The 23,929-nt window shown below is 47.8% G+C and carries 25 protein-coding genes and 2 tRNA genes; 13 read left to right on the top strand and 14 right to left on the bottom strand.

Features of this window, described 5'->3' with window-relative positions; genetic code table 11:
- Positions 1-8: 8 nt before the first annotated feature.
- The 3 genes from umuD to ACZYTD_RS08170 all read left to right on the top strand — a co-directional run bounded on the left by umuD (position 9) and on the right by ACZYTD_RS08170 (position 2,618).
- Entirely contained in the window at positions 9-431 is a 423-nt protein-coding gene (gene umuD / locus ACZYTD_RS08160) for a translesion error-prone DNA polymerase V autoproteolytic subunit (RefSeq protein ID WP_463891130.1), read from the top strand.
- 1 nt (position 432) lies between these two features.
- On the top strand, positions 433-1,698 hold the full coding sequence (gene umuC, locus ACZYTD_RS08165) for a translesion error-prone DNA polymerase V subunit UmuC (protein WP_463891132.1): 1,266 nt from the start codon (positions 433-435) through the stop codon (positions 1,696-1,698).
- A gap of 251 nt (positions 1,699-1,949) precedes the next feature.
- Positions 1,950-2,618, top strand: a complete 669-nt coding sequence (locus ACZYTD_RS08170; RefSeq protein WP_463891134.1) for an AAA family ATPase — start codon at positions 1,950-1,952, stop codon at positions 2,616-2,618.
- A gap of 213 nt (positions 2,619-2,831) precedes the next feature.
- Here ACZYTD_RS08170 and ACZYTD_RS08175 read toward each other — a convergent pair whose 3' ends face one another.
- From ACZYTD_RS08175 to ACZYTD_RS08200, 6 genes are all read right to left on the bottom strand, one after another.
- Positions 2,832-3,116 (bottom strand): hypothetical protein, encoded by a 285-nt coding sequence (locus ACZYTD_RS08175; RefSeq protein ID WP_463891135.1) that lies wholly within the window; start codon positions 3,114-3,116, stop codon positions 2,832-2,834.
- Positions 3,117-3,141: 25 nt separating this feature from the next.
- Complete coding sequence (locus tag ACZYTD_RS08180; protein WP_463891137.1) at positions 3,142-3,567, bottom strand: hypothetical protein; 426 nt, start codon at positions 3,565-3,567, stop codon at positions 3,142-3,144.
- A 135-nt stretch (positions 3,568-3,702) separates the two neighbouring features.
- Complete coding sequence (locus ACZYTD_RS08185; protein ID WP_463891140.1) at positions 3,703-4,527, bottom strand: hypothetical protein; 825 nt, start codon at positions 4,525-4,527, stop codon at positions 3,703-3,705.
- Positions 4,528-5,066: 539 nt separating this feature from the next.
- A complete protein-coding gene (locus ACZYTD_RS08190) occupies positions 5,067-6,512 on the bottom strand; it encodes a relaxase/mobilization nuclease domain-containing protein (protein WP_463891142.1) in 1,446 nt (481 codons plus the stop codon).
- The gene (locus tag ACZYTD_RS08195; protein WP_463891144.1) at positions 6,509-6,979 is read right to left on the bottom strand and encodes a hypothetical protein; all 471 of its coding nucleotides are present in this window, start codon (positions 6,977-6,979) and stop codon (positions 6,509-6,511) included. The genes ACZYTD_RS08190 and ACZYTD_RS08195 overlap by 4 nt, the downstream gene beginning before the upstream one ends.
- A 50-nt stretch (positions 6,980-7,029) precedes the next feature.
- Positions 7,030-7,473, bottom strand: a complete 444-nt coding sequence (locus tag ACZYTD_RS08200) for a hypothetical protein (RefSeq protein WP_463891146.1) — start codon at positions 7,471-7,473, stop codon at positions 7,030-7,032.
- A gap of 648 nt (positions 7,474-8,121) precedes the next feature.
- On the opposite strand from ACZYTD_RS08200, the gene ACZYTD_RS08205 reads away from it, so the two are divergent.
- The 8 genes from ACZYTD_RS08205 (at position 8,122) to ACZYTD_RS08240 (ending at position 14,458) form a co-directional block, all read left to right on the top strand.
- The gene (locus tag ACZYTD_RS08205) at positions 8,122-8,520 is read left to right on the top strand and encodes a hypothetical protein (protein ID WP_463891149.1); all 399 of its coding nucleotides are present in this window, start codon (positions 8,122-8,124) and stop codon (positions 8,518-8,520) included.
- A 59-nt stretch (positions 8,521-8,579) separates the two neighbouring features.
- Positions 8,580-9,044, top strand: coding sequence for a hypothetical protein (locus ACZYTD_RS08210; protein ID WP_463891151.1), 465 nt, complete (start codon positions 8,580-8,582; stop codon positions 9,042-9,044).
- Between the two features lie 708 nt (positions 9,045-9,752).
- Complete coding sequence (hisF, locus tag ACZYTD_RS08215) at positions 9,753-10,538, top strand: imidazole glycerol phosphate synthase subunit HisF (RefSeq protein ID WP_463891153.1); 786 nt, start codon at positions 9,753-9,755, stop codon at positions 10,536-10,538.
- Complete coding sequence (hisIE, locus tag ACZYTD_RS08220) at positions 10,531-11,154, top strand: bifunctional phosphoribosyl-AMP cyclohydrolase/phosphoribosyl-ATP diphosphatase HisIE (protein ID WP_463891156.1); 624 nt, start codon at positions 10,531-10,533, stop codon at positions 11,152-11,154. The genes hisF and hisIE overlap by 8 nt, the downstream gene beginning before the upstream one ends.
- Before the next feature lie 77 nt (positions 11,155-11,231).
- Positions 11,232-12,101: a LysR family transcriptional regulator gene (locus ACZYTD_RS08225; protein WP_463891158.1), complete on the top strand. Its 870-nt coding sequence runs from the start codon at positions 11,232-11,234 to the stop codon at positions 12,099-12,101.
- Between the two features lie 106 nt (positions 12,102-12,207).
- Positions 12,208-12,717, top strand: a complete 510-nt coding sequence (locus ACZYTD_RS08230; RefSeq protein ID WP_463891161.1) for an acyloxyacyl hydrolase — start codon at positions 12,208-12,210, stop codon at positions 12,715-12,717.
- Positions 12,718-12,820: 103 nt separating this feature from the next.
- Positions 12,821-14,074, top strand: a complete 1,254-nt coding sequence (locus ACZYTD_RS08235; protein WP_463891163.1) for a TIGR03862 family flavoprotein — start codon at positions 12,821-12,823, stop codon at positions 14,072-14,074.
- Between the two features lie 177 nt (positions 14,075-14,251).
- Positions 14,252-14,458 (top strand): hypothetical protein, encoded by a 207-nt coding sequence (locus tag ACZYTD_RS08240; protein WP_463891166.1) that lies wholly within the window; start codon positions 14,252-14,254, stop codon positions 14,456-14,458.
- A gap of 99 nt (positions 14,459-14,557) precedes the next feature.
- Here ACZYTD_RS08240 and ACZYTD_RS08245 read toward each other — a convergent pair.
- Positions 14,558-14,634 (bottom strand) — tRNA-Met (locus tag ACZYTD_RS08245).
- A gap of 357 nt (positions 14,635-14,991) precedes the next feature.
- On the opposite strand from ACZYTD_RS08245, the gene ACZYTD_RS08250 reads away from it, so the two are divergent.
- Positions 14,992-15,261: a helix-turn-helix domain-containing protein gene (locus ACZYTD_RS08250; protein WP_463891168.1), complete on the top strand. Its 270-nt coding sequence runs from the start codon at positions 14,992-14,994 to the stop codon at positions 15,259-15,261.
- A 154-nt stretch (positions 15,262-15,415) separates the two neighbouring features.
- On the opposite strand, the gene rmf is transcribed toward ACZYTD_RS08250, so the two are convergent.
- From rmf to rlmKL, 4 genes are all read right to left on the bottom strand, one after another.
- Complete coding sequence (gene rmf / locus ACZYTD_RS08255; RefSeq protein ID WP_463891264.1) at positions 15,416-15,598, bottom strand: ribosome modulation factor; 183 nt, start codon at positions 15,596-15,598, stop codon at positions 15,416-15,418.
- Positions 15,599-15,746: 148 nt separating this feature from the next.
- Complete coding sequence (locus ACZYTD_RS08260; RefSeq protein ID WP_463891171.1) at positions 15,747-17,444, bottom strand: DUF3466 family protein; 1,698 nt, start codon at positions 17,442-17,444, stop codon at positions 15,747-15,749.
- An 8-nt stretch (positions 17,445-17,452) separates the two neighbouring features.
- Entirely contained in the window at positions 17,453-19,363 is a 1,911-nt protein-coding gene (locus tag ACZYTD_RS08265) for an ABC transporter ATP-binding protein (protein WP_463891173.1), read from the bottom strand.
- A 90-nt stretch (positions 19,364-19,453) separates the two neighbouring features.
- Positions 19,454-21,571, bottom strand: a complete 2,118-nt coding sequence (gene rlmKL, locus ACZYTD_RS08270) for a bifunctional 23S rRNA (guanine(2069)-N(7))-methyltransferase RlmK/23S rRNA (guanine(2445)-N(2))-methyltransferase RlmL (RefSeq protein ID WP_463891176.1) — start codon at positions 21,569-21,571, stop codon at positions 19,454-19,456.
- A 167-nt stretch (positions 21,572-21,738) separates the two neighbouring features.
- Between rlmKL and ACZYTD_RS08275 the strand changes: the two genes are divergently transcribed.
- Positions 21,739-21,815 (top strand) — tRNA-Met (locus ACZYTD_RS08275).
- A 108-nt stretch (positions 21,816-21,923) separates the two neighbouring features.
- Here the strand turns inward: ACZYTD_RS08275 and ACZYTD_RS08280 are convergent.
- The 3 genes from ACZYTD_RS08280 to ACZYTD_RS08290 form a co-directional block, all read right to left on the bottom strand.
- Positions 21,924-22,463 carry a cell division protein ZapC gene (locus ACZYTD_RS08280; protein ID WP_463891178.1) on the bottom strand — a complete coding sequence of 180 codons (540 nt, stop codon included), beginning with the start codon at positions 22,461-22,463 and terminating at the stop codon, positions 21,924-21,926.
- Positions 22,464-22,553: 90 nt separating this feature from the next.
- Positions 22,554-23,567, bottom strand: coding sequence for a quinone-dependent dihydroorotate dehydrogenase (gene pyrD / locus ACZYTD_RS08285; RefSeq protein ID WP_463891181.1), 1,014 nt, complete (start codon positions 23,565-23,567; stop codon positions 22,554-22,556).
- 136 nt (positions 23,568-23,703) lie between these two features.
- On the bottom strand, positions 23,704-23,925 hold the full coding sequence (locus ACZYTD_RS08290) for a DUF2835 domain-containing protein (RefSeq protein WP_463891184.1): 222 nt from the start codon (positions 23,923-23,925) through the stop codon (positions 23,704-23,706).
- Positions 23,926-23,929: the final 4 nt, after the last annotated feature.

Here is a 23,929-nt window from a genome sequence, read left to right on the forward strand (position 1 = left end):
GATAACCCATGTTCCTAAAACCCACTGATAACCCTCCTACTCTCGGGTTGCCGCTATTCGCATCACCTGCTTCCTGTGGTTTCCCAAGCCCAGCTCAGGACTATGTAGAGGCAACACTGGATCTGAACCAGTTATGCATCAGCCGACCTGCGGCAACCTACTTCGTGCGGGCGGCTGGTGACAGCATGAAGGACGCGGGCATTCTGGATGGAGACCTGCTGGTTGTGGACCGCTCTATCAGCGCACGTCATGGCGACACAGTGATTGCCTGTGTTGATGGTGAATTCACCGTGAAGATATTGCAACTCACCCCGAATATCGCCCTGCTGCCAGCCAATCCAACCTATCAGCCCATCCTTTTCCAGGCCGAACAGTCATTAGAGATTTTTGGCGTGGTTACCTTCGTCATCCACAAGCAATGCCAGCACTAAGATGACCACTGTGATTGCTCTTGTTGACGTAAACAATTTCTACGCCAGTTGTGAGAGACTGTTCCGGCCTGACTTAGTTGGTCGACCGATTGTAGTGCTGTCCAACAACGATGGATGCGTGGTGGCCCGCTCTGCCGAGGCCAAGAAAATTGGCATCAAAATGGGCGTTCCCTACTTCAAGATCAAGCGAGATTTTGAGCGAATCGGTGGCATCTACTTCTCCAGCAACTATGCGCTCTATGCCGATATGTCTCAGCGAGTGATGACCACGCTGGAGAGTATGGTTCCCGCTATTGAGATTTACTCCATTGATGAGGCTTTTGTTGAACTAGGCGCTTTGTGGGCAGGTGATTTTGTTGAGTTCGGGCACCAGATCCGAGCCACCATTCAGCAGTACACAGGCCTAACCGTAGGTGTGGGTATTGGCCCAACAAAAACCTTGGCCAAACTGGCTAACTACGCCGCGAAGAAATGGCCCGCCACAGGTGGTGTCGTTGACATCAGAGATCAAGTACGCAGAGCCCGGCTGATGTCCATCACGCCTATTGATGAAGTGTGGGGTATTGGTCGTGCCCTTAATAAACAGCTACAGGCCGAAGGGGTAGCTACTGTTGCGGATCTAATTGCCGTGCCACCCAAACAGATCCGCCTGAGATATGGCGTTGTGGTGGAAAGGGTGATCCAGGAACTTCGCGGCATTCCTTGTTCGGAATTACAAATATCCACTCCTGCAAAGCAGCAAATAGTCAGCAGCCGCTCGTTCGGCGAGCGGATCACAGATCAGACTGCTATGCGTCAGGCCTTATCAGCATTTATGGAGCGGGCAGCAGAGAAACTACGCAAAGAACAAATGCGCTGCCAGCATGTGAGCATATTCTTCCGAACCAGCCCTTTTAGTGGAAATGAGCCGTACTATGGCAACCAACTCTCGGCCAAACTCCCGCGACCGACAGACGATACCCGAGAGCTTCTACATCATGTAACCAGCCTGCTACCGCATATCTGGCGTGACGGTTTCCGATACCAAAAAGGAGGCGTTATTCTTGGGTCATTTACACCACGAGATCACCAGCAGGCGGACCTGTTCGACAATTCAGATTCATTAGATCATCGGTTAATGGCCGTAATCGACGAAATCAACCATAGCGGTCTGGGTCATGTTGGCTTTGCATCGAAAGGCGTGGATGCTTCAGAGTGGATGATGAAACGCGAACACTTGAGCCCAAGTTACACCACGTCGTGGGCTGATCTACCGGTCGCGAGGTAGGTAATTCTGGACATCAAACACACAGCAAAACGATCTACTCCTTTCTACACTATTCCTCGATGTTTACTCCAGCGAATAGTCCTATAGAGAACGGAGCTCACCCGCCTAAACACGAAGCGATTGACCAAGCTTTTTAGCCATGATTGAGACCCGAAACCCTGATGCCGTTTTCCTCAGCTCAGAGTAAACTAGCTGAAGAATCTGTTTTACTTGCAAATCGGCAACCAAGAGCTACTACTCAGGGAGAGTCCATGTTCAGCCAGGTTGATATTGATAGTTTCGGCAGTTTTACGGCCCTTGCTTGGAAGAAAAGTCTTAAGGATGCGGGCGGCAACGTCCAAAACTTCAAGAGGCTCAACATTCTCTACGGGCGAAACTACTCTGGCAAGACTACCCTATCCCGAATTTTCCGTGCTATGGAAACAGGCCGCATTCCGCTCAACTACGAAGGCTCAACCTTCACTGTCCACGGTGACAAAGGTGATGTAACACAGGCTGGCCTTGTTGGTCATGGCTACGACATTCGGGTCTACAACCGTGATTTCGTCAACGAGAATCTAAGTTTCTTGGTCAATCAAGCCAATGGCGAGATCAAGACGTTTGCCATCGTTGGTGAAAAGAACAAAGAGATTGAAGATGCAATTGCCGCGATCCAAATCCAGCTAGGTAGTGTGGAATCAAAGGCAGGTCTTCGACATGAACTTGAAACCAAAAAGAAAGAGCGGGATCGAACGAAAGACAATCATAAAGTCGCTTTTGATGCGCTAGAGTGTCGCACAACGCTGATTGGGGGCAGACAACCGAGGGCAAGGCCTAGATCCGCGCGCGAATCCCAACCGGACGTTTACGGACTTGCCACCCCCCTTGAGCAGGAAGATGCGCTATACCTAAAGACCAGCAGTGCCGCTACGGTTCGATAACTGAGCGATGGGTTCTCCACGATCATGGCCTTGATCGGCGTTACCAGATGCTCGTAAAGTTTGAGAGCCGTCTTGACGCTGCGGTAAGCCAAACCAACGAAGATTTTACTGACGGAGACCTCGGTACCCTCAGCGCAATCCCTGCTGAACATCAGGACTATCTGTCGTCCTCGCCGGTAGTGTTGAGTGAACGATCAGTGGGTTTATCTACAGCTAGTCATGAGTTGTTACCTTTCCAAAATCAGGATTGAACACATACCCCTGCTCGGAAAACATTAGCTGGCCCCTTCGCTGCTCGTTGATATTGGCCAGCGCCTGGAAGAAGCAGCTCTCGCACAGATGAACCTCATAAGCCTCGCCATTGTGATTAGAATCAAAACCCCACTTGGCATGCAGAGTTCCGAACTGTGGGCCGCATCGGTTGTTGTCTGACGTACTGTCATCGCAAATATCACAAACAACATCAATTATTTTATTAACTTCATTTTTGATAATCATTTGTTAACAACCAGTTGAGTGCGATTCATGCGAGTATACTTCTACGATTCAGAATGTTGTAGTAATGCTCAATGATCTGCTCTAGGTTTATTCCATCAAAGAGTTCATGATAGATTTCATCAACAGTAGCGCAGTTTCCGTTATCAGCATGGATTCGGTTGGTACCAGTAACAGTAATGTCGCTGAGACTCTTGCCTTCGGCCGCCAGTGCATCAGAAATCATTTTCTCCAAGACCTGTTCTGCGCTCTTCAGTCCGTAAGATTTTTTGAGAACTGCAATTGACGTTCTTACCTCTGGTCTAACTCGCATATGAATATGAACAAATCCATCTGCTTTCTTCTTTTCTGCAAAACTGCTGTTCCATCTTCTTCTCTTGTCGTAAATAGTTTCGCTTTCGTATATTTCTTTACTTAATCTCATGTTGTTTTCCTTTGCTTGTTCATCTTCCAAATATTGTCGAATATCCTTTGTCATAAAACAATGATAAGCATGCTTTACGGATATGGCTCGAATCATTCAAGTAACAAAAGTTTTTTCTATTCCATCGCAAGCGATGAAAGAGGCCATGTGCTGTTCCCTTCTATCTTACTGCTCGTCAGCAGTAATCGTCTTGTCGTCTGATATTTGCGCACCCATAGTAAGCTTCTTGTTTTCTGGTATTAGCACATCAATAGTAATCTTCTTGCATTTTGGTATTTCACATATATCAAATACTATTTTTCTTATTGGCTTCCCGTCTCTTAATGTTCCGTACAAAGCATCATGATTTAATATCTTTTTGTTTCTATCTTGGAAGTTGCGAGTGAACATTTTTGACAACACTCTGTTCTCTCTAAATAAATCACATAACTCATCAAAGCAAATTTTTTCTTTACCTTTAACATCACCTTTGTTAATTAAGGTAATCATAGCTTCATTAATTTCCTTTAAAACCTGAGATGCTCTTTTGTCTTGAGTATTTGTGAAGTATTTTGTTTCCTGTGTGCTCTGCTTAGCTGCGCTCAATTCAGTATATTTAGCACCAACTAATCTCGCACCCTCAATTATTCCGTTGAACTCACCAGATTTGCACTCAATATAGTGCTCTTGCTTGCTGTACTCTTCATCTTTTCCTTTACTGGCCTTTATGACTGGTGAGCCACCGTACAGTCCGTTCTTGGCATTCCTAAGAAATGCTTCATTGATTTGCTTTTGCTGATTGTCAGCCCAAGCCTTGAATCTTACTGCTTCTTCAGCAGTGATTCCTGATACCTTAGAGAAGTCGCCATCAATATCAACTCTGGCAATAACTTCATTACTGTTTATTCGAAGCGTTCTGTCTTTTCCATTAACAGCAACAGAGATTGGGCTACTGAGCGTTCTCTTTATTTCAACTACTTTGCCACCGCAGGTTAATCTTGCATAAGCCATATTTGAATTCCTTTATATTTATTGTTATTTATTTTGGTGTGACTTTTTCTTATATGTATACATTAACCCTGTAATATATACACGTCAATACATTATTATAAACCAAGTGAATAATTTGATATTATTTTATGTTGCGATCAATGATATCTCTGCATTCTTAACTTTTTCAAAATCAGCAGCTTGATCTTTTAATGTATAATAGAAATGTCTACTTCGGCTAGTGCGGTGATAATCACACCAGCCTTAATGAATTTCTTTAACTGTATATTTGTAATTATTTATTGTTGTTTTGACGCCAATACTTGCACACAGAAAAACGAATAGCTTACACCATTTAAATTAGTGTAAAATATAAAACTTAGGATGTTTGAGTTGAAACATTTACAACAATGAATAAGTGATTGAAAAATCGATAAACTATCATTCTTAATTAACTCTAAAACAGGTTCGATAAAGTAATGCGAAGAGTTAGCAAATAACTATTAGCCTTTTATTATTGTTGTTTGTTTATTAGCTCACCCTCAAAAGTGAGCTGTTTTTTAATTTATTGTTAGTGCCATGCTGTCTTCCATTGGTGTACCATCACTTTTCATAAACCTTGTTACAACAGGAAGGATCTTGCTGAAGAACTCTTCGTACTCATCCATAGTCTGAAGAGCAGGTGCCTCTACTGGTTTCACATCGCGACTTGTCGCGGTATCTAAAACAGGCTTGTATTCATTGGTATCGACCTCTCCTTCAAAATATGCTACAGGTAGCTTCTTACCAAAAAGTGCCGCAATAATCGTTAGAATCATTTTCAATATTGCTGTAAGTATATTGCTGTTGTTATTTTCAACTTCACAATCTTTTGCTTTGCTTTTACTCTTAGCAAAACCTCTCATTACAAATTGGATCTCAATATATTTTTGCTCTTTATAGTCATTTGTTTTTATAAACACTCTATTTTCAAATCCACCTTTACTCATTCTATATATCTGTGAATAAACAGCAGGGAGCATAAGAGTAACAACTGCTGGATCTGCCACCTCTTCTCTTTTAACTGGCTTCAACCCAAGAGCATAGTTATCTCGCCATGGCTCATAAGATATCTCTTCCACTTTTTTAAGGTTGGCCCATGTAAAGCGAGTTTTTTTAATATTACTACCACTTAACCACTTTTCGTTGTCGATGCTGTATTTAATGCCAACTGGTTTGTTGTCATCAGCAACTATTGTCACATACACGCCATGTTTTTTCAGGCCAGTGACAAATTCTGTCATTGTGCTTGGCTTTTTCTCATCATACAAACACTTGATTTTTGCCCTTATTGTTTTCGCGTGGTCAACATATCCTTTCATTCTTCTTTCATCAGCAATGAAATTATTTTCCTCTTTAGTGAATGTCTTATCAAAGTTTTCACATTTTACTAACTCATACTTTTCTTCGATATCTCGCACAGCATTGCAGCTCTTTTCGTAATCATTCTTATCATTAACGAGACTTCCATCATCCTTAACTCTGCATGCAACAATATGTAGATGTTCGTTATCTGTGTCCTGGTGTAGTGCTGATGTCCAAACTGTTGTCTCATCGTACCCCATTTTCTCCATATACTCGGTAGCTATATCAAGCCACGTTAAGTCATTAAGTTTTTCGCTCTCTGTTAAGCTTAATATGTAATGAGAACAAAACATCTTTCCTCTACCTAAATGCAGCTTGGATTGAACAAGCATTTCTTCATTCATTTTTTCTATGTTTGCACCAATTATTTTGTTGTTTGCATCATATATCAAAGGCGACTTACAACATATATTCCCACCAATATGTCTAATCCTGACTTCTTTACTTTTGATATCTTCATTCACTTGATTTTCTTCTTTCTCTTTCTCCTTCTTTTTCTTTTCTCTTTTCTTTTTCTTTTCTTCATCAAGCTCATTAGCTCTATATATGTATAACAATCTTGGTGCGAATATCGGTGAACACGGCTCTTTGCTTGAAATCATTGTATGTCTTCCTTATTGTTATTTTTGTTGTTTATTATTCTATTGTGTATCATCGAAATAATGCACTTAGCTTCAGCATAAGCATTATTAAGACCTTTTAACTCTTTTCTTACGGTTTCAGGACTGATCTTTCCTTCGTATATTTTTCTAATTACTTGGTTAAGCATTCTGCCTGCTTCATTAAGTTCAGCTATTTCGCTGTTTGAGCACAAACCAATCTCATCTATACAAACTCGTAACTTTCCGCTAGTTGTTGCATTCTTGTATGTTGACTTTACATGTTCAAATGGCTGCAAGCATTTGTTTCTTTTCTTCGAGCTTGATTCTGTTTTTAGTATTTCATCTTCTGTTGTCATTCTTTGCTTTAGGTCTTCAAACTCTTTCTCTGTAAATGCTACAAATATCTTTTTGGAAAGTAGTTTGTCTTCACCTAGTTTCTTTCTTCCTGCATTGCTTTTATTATTCATACTTAAACACTCTTATTATTGTTATTGTTTAAGCGTCCGTGCTGTTGTTGTTATTTGGTTTGTTTTATATATTCACCTATCTCACAAGCCACATTTATTGTTTTAACAAGCCCCTCTATTAAGCCAGCTTCTTTATTTACCGCAATCACAAGGCCATAATCTCTTAGTATTGATATTACTTGTTCCAATAAATACATAACCCTTAAGACTTCATATCTCAGTTTTTTATTTGTTGTTTTGTTAACTCTTACTACAAACTCACCTTTTTCACAGATTGAAAAATACATGTTGCGAAGTAGGACTGCTGGGCGACAGCCAAGTAAATCTGATAACCTCTTAATTTCATCGTACTCTTTTTCTGTAAATGATACCGCTATACTTATTTTTCTTTTTTCGCATTCGCTAATTCTTGGCCTTCCTCCTTTTCTATTGTTTGATTGGTTTTGGTTAACAGCATCTACATTACATACAACCTCGCCTTCATATTCATTCATCTTTTAGTACCTTTATTATATTTTATTGTCACTTAATACTTTATTATATTTTCAAGCGCAGAACCCAGAGGGTTTGAGCACCCACCAACGCGCAGAACCTGAAAGGTTTGAGCAGTCGAGCGTTTTTACCACACAGAAACATCCGAAGGATTTTCGTAGGTAAAAACATAGCTCGTCAAAAGCTTTGACTTCTATTTTTTCTTTATATATTTGCTTTCTGTGTTTATCTTTATATAAATCAGTTTATTAAGTCCTACATATTAATGCTACCAATAAGGAATAATTAACACAATGCTTTATTATAAACTATTTGAATGTTCTTCATGATGGAGTTATTTGTTTTGGTTTTTAGTTCTTTTATTCTTTTGATTATGTGTGTTTTGTTTTTCGTTGTGTGCACTCATATTGTTGAGTATGTATGCCCATTAAATTCAAGATGTATACTTTTTTAGTTTGGTATGTATACACATGCTATTGACAATACAAGCACGTCTACAGCAAAAGCTTACATTTTTTATTCTGGTGTATATCTTGTAAATAATTAGCAACACATACATTTTAATTGATTAATTTAATATTATTATTATTATTATTATTATTATTAATGTCGACTAACAATCGGTGAAGTCAACAAAAGGTATGAACGACATGAGTAAAGGTCGCAAAAAACTGGATGAGTTAGTAAAGGCAAAGCGAGCTGCATCACGCGCATATGCAAAAATCCAGAGTATTTCAGAGAAAACAAAATTTGACCTGCTCGAAAACAGAGTTCAATTCCATGAGTCAGAAAAGACAATGGGACGTCCTCCTGTTCCTCTGCCTGTTCAGAAACAAAGCGCAGAAGCTGAATTTCGCAAACTGGTTGATCTTGTTCATACGATTGAAGAAGAGCGCGATTTGCCGTTATCAAGCGAATCATCAATCGCATTCTTTGATATCGATCCTGCTAGTGAAAAGGTTGGCCGTAAAAAGGTTGATGCTGAGCTAAACAAAATACTCAAATACATCAAGCGAACAGAGCTGCTAATAGAAAAGATAAGAGAATAAAAAGAAGAAGAGATCGAGGAAAAGGCTCTTAGCAGGAAAAGGCTCTTAGCAGGAAAAGGATGTCGAAGCAGCAAAAGATTGCGATGTATGAGGAACGCATCAAGCAAGCTCAGGAATCGCTTCAGCAGATGGAAGGTACAAAATCAAAGGCTCAGCTTGAGCTATTGAAGCTGAACGATATTAGAGCCGAGGTTCGTCAGTTGCGCATTCTCATCAACAACCCAGATAGCTTCCAGGTTGTGAACATGTCTTTGAGTCAGGAAGAAGCACAGCAGCGCCTGTTGGTGCTTGAGAAACAAGAAGAAGAGCAACTGCGAATATACAGTCAGGCCGAGAGCGAAGAGGCTAAGAGCGGTAGATTTGAACAACTCCGATCAGACTCAAAAACTGCTGAGCTAGCAAGACTACAAAAGCTTGAGGACGACAAGATGAACAGGCTCGAAGCACTAAAGAAAGAAATCAGTGAGATTGTGAAGACCAGAGATGAAATCGAACAAGAGCTTTTCAATAAGAAGGCTGTATAGCCACAGCAAATCAGGACAGCACGTTTCCAGCTCGCTCTTGCTCTAGCGAAGCGGTTTGTTACCAAAGCTGGTAGTGCTGTCTATTGTTCAACAGATAATGAGAGTTGTACGCATAGAAAAACAATTTTGTGCTCAAAGAAGGCTCTTGCTATCTCTTTGTAGAAGCAAATAAAACTCCTTTATGCTTCTGATTTATATGCAATTTACAGTGTAAATTCCACAACCTAGCCAGATCTGGGCTCGCTCTCAGGGGCCGTTCAGTATGTTACAGTGTAAATTCCACAGCCCATCCAGTTACGAACCCATAAGCTGAGATACCCTTCGGCTTAAGAGATAGCTCTGACAGACAAGGTGATACCGGACTAACAACATATCAGAGACATGATTTTCCAAATAGGCTGATGCGTATACCGAGCAGCTAGCGCTATGGAGCTCATCAGCTGGGAAACATCCGATGGCGCAGCACGGGATGGGTCCGCCCTCACAATGGACATCTGGATGTCCAAATTCCTTATTTCTTTATACAAAATTTCAGTTAAAATCACCATCCGATGAAAGAATATTTATGCATACTTATAAAGTCACAGTTTTCAGGTAACTCATTATTTATAAAGCTAAATTTTTTCGACCTGTGAAAATCTTGTGAATATATATTTCATGCGCGCATTCTGGCTTTGTGTATGCCAATGATAAATAAGGACTTTTTGAATGCAGTCTAGTAAACTGGCACGGCGCATAATTCCCTGCCTCGATGTCAAAGATGGGGTGGTGGTCAAAGGGGTACAGTTTCGCAATCACGAGGTGATGGGCGACATAGTCCCCCTGGCCAAACGCTACGCCGAAGAGGGCGCCGACGAGCTGGTTTTTTATGATATTACCGCCTCCTCCGATGCCCGAGTCGTAGATAAGAGCTGGGTCAGTCGCGTTGCCGAAGTGATCGATATTCCCTTCTGTGTGGCAGGCGGGATCAAGAGTGTGGAGGATGCGCGCCGCATTCTGGAGTTTGGTGCCGATAAGGTCTCCATCAACTCTCCGGCCCTGGCCGACCCCTCGCTAATCAGCGAACTAGCCGATCGTTTCGGTGTGCAGTGTGTCGTGGTGGGGATCGACTCCTACTTCGACCAAGCGACCGGCCACTATCAGGTCAAACAGTACACGGGCGATGAGAGCCGGACTCGCATCACCCAGTGGACGACCCCGGAGTGGGTGGTTGAAGTGCAAAAGCGCGGAGCCGGTGAAATTGTGTTGAACATGATGAACCAGGATGGCATGCGCAAGGGGTATGATCTGGAGCAGTTGAAGCTGATCCGCAACCTGTGCCGCGTACCGCTCATCGCCTCAGGCGGTGCCGGTGAAATGGTCCACTTCCTCGACGCCTTTGAACAAGCCGATGTGGATGGCGCCCTGGCGGCCTCGGTATTCCACAAGGGGATCATCCCCATTCCCGAGCTAAAAGCTTATCTGCGTAACCAAGGAGTGCAGATCCGTGACTAATTCCGTGCCATTTGATGCAAGCCAACTCGATTGGGCCAAGGTAGACGGTTTGATGCCCGTTATAGTCCAGCATGTTGCCAGCGGCGAAGTGCTGATGCAGGGTTTCGTCAATGCCGAGGCCCTAGCCAAGACCCTGGAGAGCGGCCATGTCACCTTCTTCAGTCGTACCAAGCAGCGGTTGTGGACCAAAGGCGAGAGCTCTGGACACTTCTTGCAGCTGCGCGCCATCACCACTGACTGTGACCAGGACTGCCTGCTCATCGCCGCCGATCCGATTGGCCCAACCTGCCATAATGGGACGCCAAGCTGCTTTGATGGCCATCCACTGCCACCCTTAGGCTTTTTAGCCGAGCTGGAGCAGATCCTGGCTGGCCGCAAGAGTGCCGATCCTGAGTCTAGCTACACGGCACGCCTCTATGCCAAGGGCACCAAGCGTATCGCCCAGAAGGTTGGTGAAGAGGGGGTAGAAGTGGCGCTGGCCGCCATGGCCAAGGATCGTGAGGAGCTCATCAACGAATCCGCCGATCTGCTCTACCATCTGACCGTACTGCTGCAAAATGAAGGACTGCAGTTGGCGGATGTAGTGCAACGTCTCAAAGAGCGCCACAGCAAGTAAAACACTCAGCCGCCAGGCTCCCCTTAGGGCTTGGCGGCAAACTTCCTCTTCTCATCATCTCGCGGTTAACTCGCCCCATGCGCATCACGCTACGCCAATTAGAAGTCTTCATGGCTATCGCCAAGAGCGAGTCAACGACCCGAGCGGGCCAAATATTGTCACTCTCCCAGTCCGCAGTCAGTGCCTCCCTGCATGAACTGGAGCAGCAGCTAAACGTACAGCTGTTCGAGCGGATCGGTAAGCGCCTGATGCTCAATGAAAACGCCCGTCTGCTCTTTCCCCGCGCCCTGGCTATGCTGGAGCAAGCCCAAGAGCTGGAAACGCTCTTTGTCGGAGGGCGCAGCAAGCTCAAGCTGGGCGCCAGCACCACTATCGGCAACTATCTGCTACCCAAGGTGGTGGCCAGTTATAATCATGACTTTCCGGCCATCAACCTCATCCTCAACATAGGCAACTCCGCGGAAGTGGTGATGGCGGTGGCCAACTTCGATGTGGATATCGGCTTCATCGAAGGCCCTTGTCATAGACCCGAGCTAGAGGTCAAGCCCTGGTTCCGCGACGAGCTAGCCATAGTAGTCGGAGCCGAGCACCCTCTGGCCCAAGGCTATTGTACCAGCCAAGAGATCGCTGCCGCCGACTGGATCTTGCGCGAAGAGGGGTCGGGCACTCGGGAGGTGATGGACCAACTGCTGCTGCCGCATTTTGGTCATCTGCATCTGGTGATGGAGATGGGTAATTCCGAGGCGATCCGGCAAACCGTGCTGGAGGGAAAGAACATCAGTTGCCTCCCCTTGCAGGTGATCCAACATCACCTGGCACGTCGAGAATTAGTGCGTCTGCCCCACCCAACGCTGTTTCGTCAGCTCTATCTCATCCGCCATAAACAGAAACATCTTTCCCAAGGCTTGCAGACCTTTCTTGATATCTGTAGCCGCCAACTACGCTAAAGTTCATGCATGCGTTCGCAGATCCGTAAAACTGTAGCCAGCCAGGTTGATCACTCTGCCAACTACGCCTAACTCTTAATGAGGTCTGTTAACGGAAAGTAACCGCATGAATATTCATTCTGTCGGCCTTGCTTGTCTATTGTTGGTGCAGCCAGTCACAGCGCAGATCCAAGGAGAGTTGTTGCTGGGTACGCCCGCTCAATCGCAAAATGTCAGCATCCAGCACCTGGATGGCCGCCTCAGTTGGGAGTGGCTAGAGATGAGCCGCCTGCCCTGTCGGCTCGACACGTCAGGACGGCTAGGAGTACTGGATGTGAATAATGAAAACGCCCTACGTGCAGGTGGTGAGGCAATAGTGGCCTGCCAGTTAAGCCCACGATGGCAAATGGAACTGCCGCTAGGGATGATTTGGCTTAGCGATTATCAGTTCGGTCACACTGGCCAGCGCAAGGATTATGGCGGCCCTTGGCAATTTGTCGCCGCTCTGGGCTTAAGTTATGCCATCAGCGCTGAGTGGAGTTTGGGCTATGAGTTTAGCCATATGTCCAATTGGAATCTGTATGACTCGAACCCTACACTCAATAGCCACAATCTACTCATCGCATATCATTTCTAACCAGGGTAAAGCAGGCTTGAGTCACGACGGCTGGCTGGGTACACTCCCCGCCCCATAAGCCTCGGCATCTTGCGCCCTGGCATGGTTAGTTCAGGATCCGCTTATGTCCAGCTCACTCCCTCATGTACCACACGTTGCCATCATAGGCGGAGGCCCCGCAGGCCTAATAGCAGCCGAACAGTTAGCCAAAGCGGGCATCTCTGTCACCCTCTTTGATGCCATGCCCTCGGTGGGGAGAAAATTTCTGCAAGCAGGTAAGGGCGGCATGAACCTCACCCACTCAGAAGAGCTCTCCTCTTTTGCTCAGCGCTATGGCGAGCGAAGTGAGCTCATGGGCGAGTACCTGCAACAATTTGGCGCCACAGAGCTCAGAGCCTGGGCCGAAGGGTTGGGCGTCACGACCTTTGTGGGTTCATCGGGGCGAGTGTTCCCTACCGATATGAAAGCGGCCCCCCTGCTACGCAGTTGGTTGCATCACCTCCGGGTACTAGGCGTGCAAATGGTCATGCGCCACCGTTGGCTTGGCTGGGCCGAGGATGGCCAATTGCGCTTTCAGACACCACAAGGGGAACAAATCTACTCGGCTGATGCCACCCTCCTGGCACTGGGAGGCGCCAGCTGGCCACGACTAGGCTCAAACGGTGACTGGGTGCCGCTATTGCAAGCCAGGGAGCTGGCGGTCGCGCCACTAAAAGCCAGCAACTGTGGCTTTGAGCGCCCCTGGAGCGCATTCTTTGCGGAAAAATTTGCCGGAAGCCCGCTCAAGAGTGTGGTGCTGACCCATACGAATGAGCAGGGAGAGACCCGGTCCCGACAAGGCGAGTGTGTGATCACCACACACGGTCTGGAAGGCAGCCTGCTCTATCCTTTCACTCCGGCACTGCGTGAGCAGTTAGAGCAGCAAGGCCACGCCACCTTTTTCCTCGATCTGTTGCCTGGTCGTACAACTGAACGCGTAACCCAGGAGTTGCTAGCCCCGCGCGGTTCAAAGTCGCTGGCCAATCATCTGCGCAGTCGATTAGGTATTGAAGGCGTCAAAGCCGCACTGCTGCGGGAGTGCCTGCCAGCGGATATCTTCCAGGATCTGCCCCGGTTGGCAGAAAAATTGAAATCTCTTCCCGTCACTGTCGAAGCCACCCGCCCCATAGAAGAGGCGATTAGCTCTGCTGGCGGTCTTAAATTTGAAGAGTTAGACGAAAACTTGATGGTAAAACGCTACCCAGGGCTATTCTGTGCCGGCGAGATGCTGGATTGGGAAGCGCCAACCGGTGGTTATTTGCTAACTGGTTGCTTCAGTACGGGCTATCGAGCTGCGCAAGGGCTCAAGCGCTGGCTGATAGCACAACAAGCGCACTGATCTCCCTGACACATTGTTTGGCCCCCACTATCCATCAGAGGCCAATACACCAACTAGACCGATACAACGCGCCCCCATCTATGGGGGGCACTGAGCGGTCACACCACAATGGATTGAACTTTTCCACACTCTTGCAGTCAAAACGGTATATTGGAAATACCACAAAGGAGAAAGCCAATGGAAAGAATTGACTATTCGTGCCTGAAAGACCAAGTGTTCGGTAGCCTGGACAACTGCGGTTCCCCCTATCAGGAGACAAAGAGTCTGTGTATGAACCGAGGCTTACCTTTTGGCATTCGCGAAGAAGAGATGGTATCCAGCGCCATCAGTGAATATCACGGCTGGAACGAGACAGTAGAAGCCGCTGATCCAGAGCCCCTATGAACACCCTAGTGCAGAAAAGAGAGGCCTTAATGGCCTTTTTTATTGCTTGAATTAGATGACATAAAAAAACCCCAAGCCTAAGCTTGGGGTTTTTCAAACTGGTTGCGGGGGCAGGATTTGAACCTACGACCTTCGGGTTATGAGCCCGACGAGCTACCATGCTGCTCCACCCCGCGTCTGATGTGATAATCATAGCACAATGTCATACCTGGTCAAGATAATTCCTTTTACAGCAATTAGTTAGCTCAATAATCCAGCACCTTTACCCCTCATGCTTCGGTTATAGGGATCCGGGTGACCGATCTGGCGATCTTAAGGGAGGCCAGCAGCAAAATGTGATGCGTATCACACTATTTATCTTTGCAATGCGCCTAGTAATAGTCTGGTACTTAAGAATGCTTTTTTTCGTATATTATGCAGCCAAATAATGAGTAACAACTCTCCACCTGCCCAATGTTGAGCATGTTGAGCTAGACATTACAGGATTAATAGAGCAAAGGCTCCATTTAATAAGTACGAAAAAGGACAACTTCATGAGTAACGAAACAATCACAGCTGACCTGTCACTGCTGGCCACAAAAATACGTCGAGTACGCGAGCATATGGGGCTATCGCGCCCGCCGTTCGCCAACATGCTGGGCATCCCCATGACCACGCTGAAAAACTATGAATTAGGTTATCGGGATAGCAGCGCAGATCTGTTACTCATATTTGCCAATCACCCGCAATTGAAGCCGTTCATCAACTATGTACTGGATCAATCGGCCAGTGCTGATCTACTGAATGAGCGGAATGCCAGCTGAAAAATGTTCTTGTGGCGCATAAACAAAAAGCAGGCTGATCCTATCAGCCTGCTTTGTTGAAGAAGAATTGCCAACGCTCACTTTGTGTCGTCAGACCTGGTCAGCCACTCCATGTATATAGGCTGTGTTCTGGTGAATCAAATAATGGGTACGTTTACTTTGTTAACAAGGAAGAGCCGGTATTACGGTCATCCATCGCATCACGCCATCCGCCTAACCAATATCCTCTCGCATCTGTACATTGATAAGGGCAGCCATCTTTAGAGCGGCCGTCTATGCCTGCTTGATAGCCTTTTGCGTGTGCTCTTTCCAACCGATCTCGTTTTTGTCTCTTCATCTGTTGAACCCTCTTTTCCATATGAAAAAAAAGACGACAGTCTTGATCACCGTCGTCTTTATCCTTAGCCATCTGTCAGCAGAGGTCAACTACCGTTATGGATAAAATGCGATGTCACACACCATAACTTGTCTAACTAATTAAATATTCATGACATTTTCTTTTCACTGGAACGGCGACGCAGCCAGGCAAAAGGAGCCAGAAGAGTCAAAAACAACCAGGAGATGGCCCCACCGCCATTTGACTTGCCATAATCGTTAGTCGGCAAAGCATTTTCCACCACCATGGATGCTGGTACATTGCCGTTACTGTCGAAGGCCGCATTGGGACTCAGGCGAACAGTTACCACGGTAGGGTTGGCCCGTATTTTCCAATCATCCAAAGAGGCATAGCGGTAAGCCGTTGCGGCCACACTGCCATCATCATTAATGGCAACAGCATTCGCAATGAAGTAGTAGCTACCATTTTGCTGGCAACTCTTCTCCCCACTGGCGGTTGAACAGATCAGATCATTCAAACGCCAACCCTGAGCGGTAGCTACGTTATAGAGAAATGCTTCTTGCTGACGCGGGCTCCCCTGATAGACAGGCTGGCTTTCATTGCGCTCATCCTGCCATCCCACCACTTGTCCCTTGCTGTTGATGGCCGCTGCCTCTGAGTTGGCTCCACCACGAGGAATATCAGAGTATGGCACTGTAGTCGCTCCGGTATTGACGTTGTAAACAAACATCTCTACCGGCAGGTTACGCGACTTGGCTGAGTTGAATTTTTGATTACCTATCACATAGCCCTGACTATTTGCCGCTACGGCCCAGGTATTGCGCAGAACTTCATCCCCCTCTCCCGGAGCAATCAAAGGGAGCGGAATACGATTGGGAGCGCCAACGCTGACGGCACCAGCGCTCACATTTAAGCTCCAGGTAACCGCCACATTACGGCCAGATTGCGGACCATTGCCCACCGCATCCGTAGAGGAGTAACCGACAGCCAACAACTGACCATTATCCAGAGCGGTCAGTCCCAAAGCCGAAGAGGTTTGCAGCACATCGTTATTGGCCCGGTAATAGCCAGGACTCAGCTCTGGCACGACACTGCTCTCACTGCCGTTAACCAGCCAAAAAGCGGCTTGGGTGTTAAAACCAGGGCAACGGATGAACTCACCGTTGCTATAGGTGTCCCCTTGATAACAGCGAGCAAAAGAGTCGTCTGGTGCAACCACGCTGGTGTTAGCCGTACCGGCTACCAGGTAAAGATCACCGACTGGTAGCAGGTCATAAGCACTGCTGAACCCGCCCATGCCACCCAGCGAATACTTGGGAGCAAGCTGAGTCTGAGTGCCATTTATACTGACAAAACCATTGCGCTCATGGTAGTAGCTGGAGTTTGTCGGAGCTGCCGCAACCTTATAGCCAACAAATTGTGACTTGGTCGCGCCCAGCTTGGTGATGATGCCATCCTGCTCGCCTGTTTGTGCGCCATCGAGCTGCGTGGTCAGCTGTGACACATAACTCAAGGTATCGTAACGCCACTGCAACGCCTTGTTAGCTGAGCCATCCCAAAACGCGCTACAAACGGTGGATGCAAGCTGGGTATCACAGCTCATTTCATAGCTCAGACGATGAGCCAGGTCCATGCCGTTCGGTGCCATATTGAAATAAGAAAACCAGTCATTCTTCGAGACAAAACTGGCCACACTATTATCTTTGGCCATGCCAAGAGCCCAAGGACCATATTGGGTCGGTGAACTGGTGGCTATCTCTTCAATGGAATAAAAAGAGGTGGCAGAAGCCTGGGTTCCCCATGACAGCAAGGAGAGCAGAGCCAAGGTACTAATTTTAGTATTCATGAATGCAGTTAATCCTCTTGTTTCATTGCTTCGAGCTCATCCCAGCGAGTAAAGGCATTTTCCAGCGCCTCCTCACTGGCTTGCAACGCTGCGAGCACGGCTTGGGTTTCATCACTACTCTTACTGAAAAAATCAGGCGCATTTATCTGCTGCTGATACTCGGCCACCTGCTGCTCCAGCGACTCCAGTCGCGCAGGCAAGTTCTCAAGCTCCAGCTGTAGCTTGTAAGACATTTTACGGTTTTTCTTGGGCGCTACTTCGGCCTTAGCCTGTGCAGCGTTCCCCGCTTTATTTTCCTTGGTCAAGGTGGCGGTCGCGGCATTTAACTGACGCGATGCCATCAGATCCGAATAGCCACCCACATATTCCGTGATGCGACCATCGCCCTCGAAAAACCAGGAGTGAGTCACCGTATTATCGATGAAACGCCGATCATGGCTCACCAGCAACAAGGTGGCCTGATAATCCGCGAGTAACTCTTCCAGCAACTCCAATGTTTCGATGTCCAAATCGTTAGTTGGTTCATCCAAAATTAATAAATTGCAGGGTTTTAAGAACAAGCGGGCAAGAAGTAAGCGATTCTTCTCCCCTCCCGAGAGGGCGCGAACCGGGGTTAAGGCTCGTTTGGGTTCAAACAAGAAGTCTTGCAGGTAACCCAAGACATGACGGCGTCGTCCACCAACCTCTATTTCGGTTTTCCCTTCGGCCAGGTTGTCGATAACTGTCTTATCAGGATCCAGCTGTTGTCGATACTGGTCAAAATAGGCCACATCCAGTTTAGTGCCACAACGCACCGCTCCCTCGCTAGGCTGCAATTGGCCCAGCAATAGCTTGATGAGTGTGGTCTTGCCACAGCCGTTGGGGCCAATCAACGCAATCTTGTCGCCCCTTAGCACCTGCAAATTAAATTGGTGGATCAAGCGCCGTTCATCAATGGAATACCCCAGCCCTTCCGCCTCAAACACCAGCTTGCCAGAGCGATTAGCCTCATCGACTTGCAGCTTGGCGGCTCCGATAACCTCACGGCGAGCCTGGCGTTCATTTCGCAGCTCCTTGAGCGCACGAACGCGCCCTTCATTGCGGGTACGGCGCGCCTTGATGCCCTGACGGATCCAGGTCTCTTCCTGAGCTAACTTCTTGTCGAATTCAGCTTGTTGCAAGGCTTCAACCCGCAACCACTCCTCTTTCCCCGCCAGATAGGCATCGTAATTACCAGGCCAGGAGGTCACCTTGCCTCGATCCAGATCGACGATCCGGGTTGCCAGATGGTGAATAAATTCTCTATCGTGGCTGATAAAGACGATGGCGCCACGATACTCTTTGAGAAAGGTTTCTAACCAATCAATGGCTTCAATGTCCAGATGGTTAGTCGGTTCATCCAGCAACAAAAGATCCGGGTCACCAGCCAAGGCGCGCGCAAAGGCCACCTTGCGTAACCAACCACCGGATAGCTCCTTGAGCACCACATCTGGATCCAGCTTGAGCATGCTGAGTACCTGACGGATACGGGTATCAAACTGCCAGCCATTTTGATGATCCAGCTCTTCTTGCAACCGGCTCAGCACCTTGATGTTTTGCTCGCTTGGATCAGTGACCAACTTCAGCGATTGCAGATGGTAACGTTGCAGCAAATCCCCCACACCACTAACCGCATTCGCCACATAATCGAATACTGTCTCCTCACTGCTCTGAGGCGGGTCTTGCTCCAGACGAGCCACGCGCAAATCTTGCAGGTGGATCCGACGACCATCATCCAGAGCGGTTTCACCCGCAATGACTTTAAGCAAGGTCGACTTGCCCGCCCCATTGCGTCCCACCAGACAGAGCCGTTCTCCGGCTTCAATCTGTAACTCCAGATGATCCAGCAAAGGCGCATCGCTATAGGAAAGATAAGCCTGATGCAGTGATAAAATTGCCATTATACATTCCAGGAAAAAAAATCTATTACCCCGTATCCGCCAGGGTGAGCCAAGGCTCCCCCATGGTGGTTCAAACAGTCAGCGAACCTATTATTCTGCTGCGTCATCGGCGTGCTGAATAATCCAGCAGTTGTGAATGTGCACGTTCCGAGCAAAATCCTTAGGCCGAGTCTGTTCGCTGATGTTTTCGGCTACCAGTTGCAGGTTGGCTAACCCTTCCTGATCCATCTTGAAGTGGCGCTTATTGTTGGAGAAGACCAGCGTGCCCTTCGGAGCAAGCAGCCGCTTCAAATCCGTTAGCAGGCGGATGTGATCTCGCTGCACATCAAAACTTTCATCCATCCGCTTGGAGTTGGAAAAAGTAGGGGGGTCAATAAAGATCAAATCAAACTGCTCGTCGCAACTGGCCAGCCACTTCAGGCAATCGGCCTGTTCAAAATGATGGCGAGAGTTGAGCAAACCATTGTGCTTTAGGTTCTCTTTAGCCCAGTTAAGATAGGTGCGTGACATATCCACAGTAGTGGTGAAGCGAGCCCCACCCAGCGCCGCATGCACAGTCGCCGAGCCCGTATAGGCAAACAGATTCAAGAAGCGCTTATCGTTGGCCATGTTCCCCAGCATGCGGCGGGTCAGACGATGGTCCAGAAACAGGCCGGTATCTAGATAATCGCGCAGATTGACCAGCAACTCAGCGCCATATTCATGCACAACCAGCATGTCACCCAGTTCATTCAACTTCTGGTACTGGCTCTCGCCCTTCTGCCGCTCACGCACCTTCAGGATCAAGTTGGCGCCAGGCACGCCCGTCACGGCTATGGTAGCTTGCACCATATCCAGCAGCCGCTGGCGCGCTACAGGCTCAGGGATGGTCTTGGGTGCGGCGTACTCCTGCACCACCAGATAATCGCCATAACGGTCAATGGCAGCATTATAATCCGGCAGATCGGCATCATAGAGGCGATAGGCATCCAGCTTTTCTTGCTTGGCCCATTTATCCAGACTCTTCATATTCTTGCGCAGGCGATTAGCAAAATCCTCCGCCACCATCTTGGTGGAGGCGATGGAATCTTCCGCTATCTGATAATTGCGTAATTGACACTCTAAGGCGCCATTGAACAACCGATACTGCTTATCCGCCCGCAGACGTAAGCAACTGAGCAGATCAGGCGAGGCTGACAAGACAGAGACGCGCCAACCTTGAAAGCCCTGGCGCAATGATTGCCCCAACTCCTGATAGAGCTTCAACAGTTCGGGAAACTCACCCAATCGTTCGCCATAGGGGGGGTTGGTGACCAGGAAGCCTTTATGGCCAGGCCAAGGATTACGCAAAGCAACCGCTTCCTGGGAGGCAAAACGGATCAGCGAGGCAAAACCTGCCTCTTGGGCATTTTCTTGGGCCCGACTCAGCACACGGCTGTCGCTATCCAGACCGAGGAACTTCAACTCAGCGCCCGCCGTTAGACCGCGTTTGGCTCTTACTCGCGCCTCAGCCTGCAGGGATTGCCACAAGGAGGCGTCGTATTGTTGCAGCGAGGTCAAACCAAAGCGGTGACGCAACAAACCCGGAGCCATATCGGTCGCCATCATGGCGGCCTCGATGAGCAAAGTGCCCGAGCCACACATGGGATCGATGAGCGGCTCACCTTGCCAACCACTGCGCAACAGTACCGCTGCCGCCAGATTCTCCTTCAGCGGGGCATCCCCTGTGCCAGAGCGGTAACCGCGCTGATGCAAAGCGGGCCCGGAGAGATCCAGCGCCACGCTGGCCTCTTCACGCTTCAAATGCACCTGAACCCGCACATCGGGTTCACGCTTATCAATGTTGGGACGCTGACCGGTGCGCTTGGTAAATCGGTCGACTATGGCATCCTTAACCTTCAAGGCACCATATTGGGTATTGCGGATACTGTCCGAGGTCCCAGAAAAATCCACGGCTATGGTCTGATTGACCGAAAAAAAGCTCTCCCAGGGAATATTACTGATCCCCAGGTAGAGATCCATATCATCGCGCACACCAAAGCTAGCCAATGAAAGCAGAACCCGCGAAGCCAGGCGACTCCACAAACAGGCACGATAAGCGCACTCCAGCTCACCGGTAAACGCGACCCCTGCGACCGTCTCTTTGACAGAGTCGGCACCCAGACGGGTTAGTTCATCGGCAAGTAGGTTTTCGAGTCCCTTGGGACATGTTGCAAAAAAGTTGGTCATGTATGGCTACGGCACGGACAATATGGCCGCACATTATAGCGCAACTCACCTCAGGAGCCCTACCCTCGGATGAAAAAGGAGTGAGAGTTAGGAAAAGATATTCGCATTACAATCACGATTTTACTTGCACTGACTGGCCTGTGCCCCTATTATGCGCCCCACACAGACGCGGGGTGGAGCAGCATGGTAGCTCGTCGGGCTCATAACCCGAAGGTCGTAGGTTCAAATCCTGCCCCCGCAACCAAATTTAAAGCCGACGTAAACTACGTCGGCTTTTTTGTTTGTGCCATTTTGCGCCAATAAAAAAGCCGCTGACTCAATAGCGGCTTTTTTACATCAGTTTGGACCAGCGTCAGGCTAAACGCAGCAGTTGGCTGGAAACAGCATGAAAGGGGATGATACGATTGTTCATCACCTTGATGATGCCACCTGCCGCTAACTCTTTGTTCTCATCCAGCCGCAATACCCCACCCAACAATATAGCGACAGAGGCATTACTGCCCGGCTCAATCACCAAAAAATCGGCATGACCATATTCGGTCACCAAGGTGACCACTTCGCCAAACAAGGGTGCCTCACCCATTACATCAAATTGCCGAAAAAAGTGGCTTCTAACCATCTGTGGTTTCGCAAAACGCAGGGCAGCAATGGCATTAAGCACTATTTGCACCCGTTCAGCTTCCGAAAATGGCAGTTCGCCGATACATTCCAGCAGGTGAAAATAACAGGAGACATCATCGAGGGTAAACGCTTGCGGCTTGCTAGCCTCGCTGGTTAATTGCTTGGCTTGGTAGGCAGTATTGAAGAGCAGCCCATCAGAGAGATCGAGCATAAGACGCTCATTCTCTTCATCGAAACACCAGTGCCAGTATTCATTCGGTACGAGGATCATGACCAAACTCTGTGATTAATATGTACGCAGTAGAATTTATATTCCATCTGCGTACATATTACAAATCTAAGTGATCAAAATGACCAAAATTTATCTAATATTTTTGACAATCTCGCCGACCAGCTCGGGGCCTTTATAAATAAACCCTGAATATACTTGCACCAATTGAGCACCGGCCTCCATTTTTTCTCTGGCGGCGAGGGCCGAATCAATCCCACCCACGCCGATGATAGGCAGCGCCCCCTTCAACTGCTTAGCCAATTCCCGAATAAATTCGGTGCTCTTGGCCTGCAGGGGTTTGCCACTCAAACCGCCCGCTTCACCGGCATGGGGCATGTCGAAAATCATATCCCGATCTAGAGTGGTGTTGGTCGCTATCACACCGTCGATTTTATTGCGCACCAAAGAGTCTGCCACTTGGGCTATTTCCTCTACGCTCAGGTCCGGGGCTATTTTTACCGTCAAAGGAACATACTTGTTATGCTTGGCCGCCAACTCACCCTGGCGCTGTTTTAACGCCATCAACAATTCATCCAATGCTGCCCCAAACTGCAACTGGCGTAATCCCGGGGTGTTGGGTGATGAGATATTGACCGCAATATAACCGGCATGGGCATAAACCTTATCCATGCAGATCAGATAGTCATCTTTACCATTCTCTATTGGCGTATCTTTATTCTTGCCAATATTGATCCCTATGATGCCCTTATATTTGCTCTTTTTGACATTCTCGATGAGATTATCGACACCTTTATTGTTAAATCCCATGCGGTTGATAATGCCTTCCGCCGGAATGACGCGGAACAGACGCGGCTTGTCATTGCCTGGTTGCGGGCGGGGAGTCACAGTGCCCACCTCAATAAAACCAAAGCCCATGGCACCAAATGCATCGATGGCTTCGCCATCCTTGTCGAGACCTGCCGCCAAGCCAACGGGATTATCAAATGTCAGCCCCATGACTTTAACCGGCCGGGACGGCACCTTCTGTCGAAAGAAAATATCCAAAGGAGTACCGCCCAATAAGGCGAGCTGTTTGATGCTCAACTCATGAGCCACTTCAGGATCAAGCTTGAAAAGGAAATAACGGGCGAGAGGATAAAACATGCGAGCTCCTTATGAAGTGATAGTGGCAACTGACATCTGCACCTTTCACCATGAGCCGGGCTCCGCTCCATCGAGCAACGGTGGAAAGCGGCGCACATGGTAAACATTATCGCGCCCCATTGCACTCCCTCTGCATTCAGGCAAGCCGCTCCAGATCAATAAAGCGGTGGTTTTCATCAGTAGTCAGTCTGAAACGACCATGGATACCCCCATGACCAACAAAGCGGCGCAGATGATGAACAGGCAATTCAATGCGCAGTCCCTGTTCGCTCACTACCGAGAGGCGCTGAGCCTCGCCACGATAAAGCGCCAGCAATTGCTCAGTCGACAGCCCCAGACGAAACGTATAATGCAGCATAATT

This window comes from Pseudaeromonas sp. HNCC25DJ180, assembly GCF_055413345.1.

What these genes read in the sequence shown, in the direction of transcription:
- umuD (WP_463891130.1), top strand. Translation starts at nt 9, where the DNA reads ATGTTCCTAAAACCCACTGATAACCCTCCTACTCTCGGGTTGCCGCTA.
- umuC (WP_463891132.1), top strand. Translation starts at nt 433, where the DNA reads ATGACCACTGTGATTGCTCTTGTTGACGTAAACAATTTCTACGCCAGT.
- ACZYTD_RS08170 (WP_463891134.1), top strand. Translation starts at nt 1,950, where the DNA reads ATGTTCAGCCAGGTTGATATTGATAGTTTCGGCAGTTTTACGGCCCTT.
- ACZYTD_RS08175 (WP_463891135.1), bottom strand. Translation starts at nt 3,116, where the DNA reads ATGATTATCAAAAATGAAGTTAATAAAATAATTGATGTTGTTTGTGAT.
- ACZYTD_RS08185 (WP_463891140.1), bottom strand. Translation starts at nt 4,527, where the DNA reads ATGGCTTATGCAAGATTAACCTGCGGTGGCAAAGTAGTTGAAATAAAG.
- ACZYTD_RS08190 (WP_463891142.1), bottom strand. Translation starts at nt 6,512, where the DNA reads ATGATTTCAAGCAAAGAGCCGTGTTCACCGATATTCGCACCAAGATTG.
- ACZYTD_RS08195 (WP_463891144.1), bottom strand. Translation starts at nt 6,979, where the DNA reads ATGAATAATAAAAGCAATGCAGGAAGAAAGAAACTAGGTGAAGACAAA.
- ACZYTD_RS08200 (WP_463891146.1), bottom strand. Translation starts at nt 7,473, where the DNA reads ATGAATGAATATGAAGGCGAGGTTGTATGTAATGTAGATGCTGTTAAC.
- ACZYTD_RS08205 (WP_463891149.1), top strand. Translation starts at nt 8,122, where the DNA reads ATGAGTAAAGGTCGCAAAAAACTGGATGAGTTAGTAAAGGCAAAGCGA.
- ACZYTD_RS08210 (WP_463891151.1), top strand. Translation starts at nt 8,580, where the DNA reads ATGTCGAAGCAGCAAAAGATTGCGATGTATGAGGAACGCATCAAGCAA.
- hisF (WP_463891153.1), top strand. Translation starts at nt 9,753, where the DNA reads ATGCAGTCTAGTAAACTGGCACGGCGCATAATTCCCTGCCTCGATGTC.
- ACZYTD_RS08225 (WP_463891158.1), top strand. Translation starts at nt 11,232, where the DNA reads ATGCGCATCACGCTACGCCAATTAGAAGTCTTCATGGCTATCGCCAAG.
- ACZYTD_RS08230 (WP_463891161.1), top strand. Translation starts at nt 12,208, where the DNA reads ATGAATATTCATTCTGTCGGCCTTGCTTGTCTATTGTTGGTGCAGCCA.
- ACZYTD_RS08235 (WP_463891163.1), top strand. Translation starts at nt 12,821, where the DNA reads ATGTCCAGCTCACTCCCTCATGTACCACACGTTGCCATCATAGGCGGA.
- ACZYTD_RS08240 (WP_463891166.1), top strand. Translation starts at nt 14,252, where the DNA reads ATGGAAAGAATTGACTATTCGTGCCTGAAAGACCAAGTGTTCGGTAGC.
- ACZYTD_RS08250 (WP_463891168.1), top strand. Translation starts at nt 14,992, where the DNA reads ATGAGTAACGAAACAATCACAGCTGACCTGTCACTGCTGGCCACAAAA.
- rmf (WP_463891264.1), bottom strand. Translation starts at nt 15,598, where the DNA reads ATGAAGAGACAAAAACGAGATCGGTTGGAAAGAGCACACGCAAAAGGC.
- ACZYTD_RS08260 (WP_463891171.1), bottom strand. Translation starts at nt 17,444, where the DNA reads ATGAATACTAAAATTAGTACCTTGGCTCTGCTCTCCTTGCTGTCATGG.
- ACZYTD_RS08265 (WP_463891173.1), bottom strand. Translation starts at nt 19,363, where the DNA reads ATGGCAATTTTATCACTGCATCAGGCTTATCTTTCCTATAGCGATGCG.
- rlmKL (WP_463891176.1), bottom strand. Translation starts at nt 21,571, where the DNA reads ATGACCAACTTTTTTGCAACATGTCCCAAGGGACTCGAAAACCTACTT.
- ACZYTD_RS08280 (WP_463891178.1), bottom strand. Translation starts at nt 22,463, where the DNA reads ATGATCCTCGTACCGAATGAATACTGGCACTGGTGTTTCGATGAAGAG.
- pyrD (WP_463891181.1), bottom strand. Translation starts at nt 23,567, where the DNA reads ATGTTTTATCCTCTCGCCCGTTATTTCCTTTTCAAGCTTGATCCTGAA.
- ACZYTD_RS08290 (WP_463891184.1), bottom strand. Translation starts at nt 23,925, where the DNA reads ATGCTGCATTATACGTTTCGTCTGGGGCTGTCGACTGAGCAATTGCTG.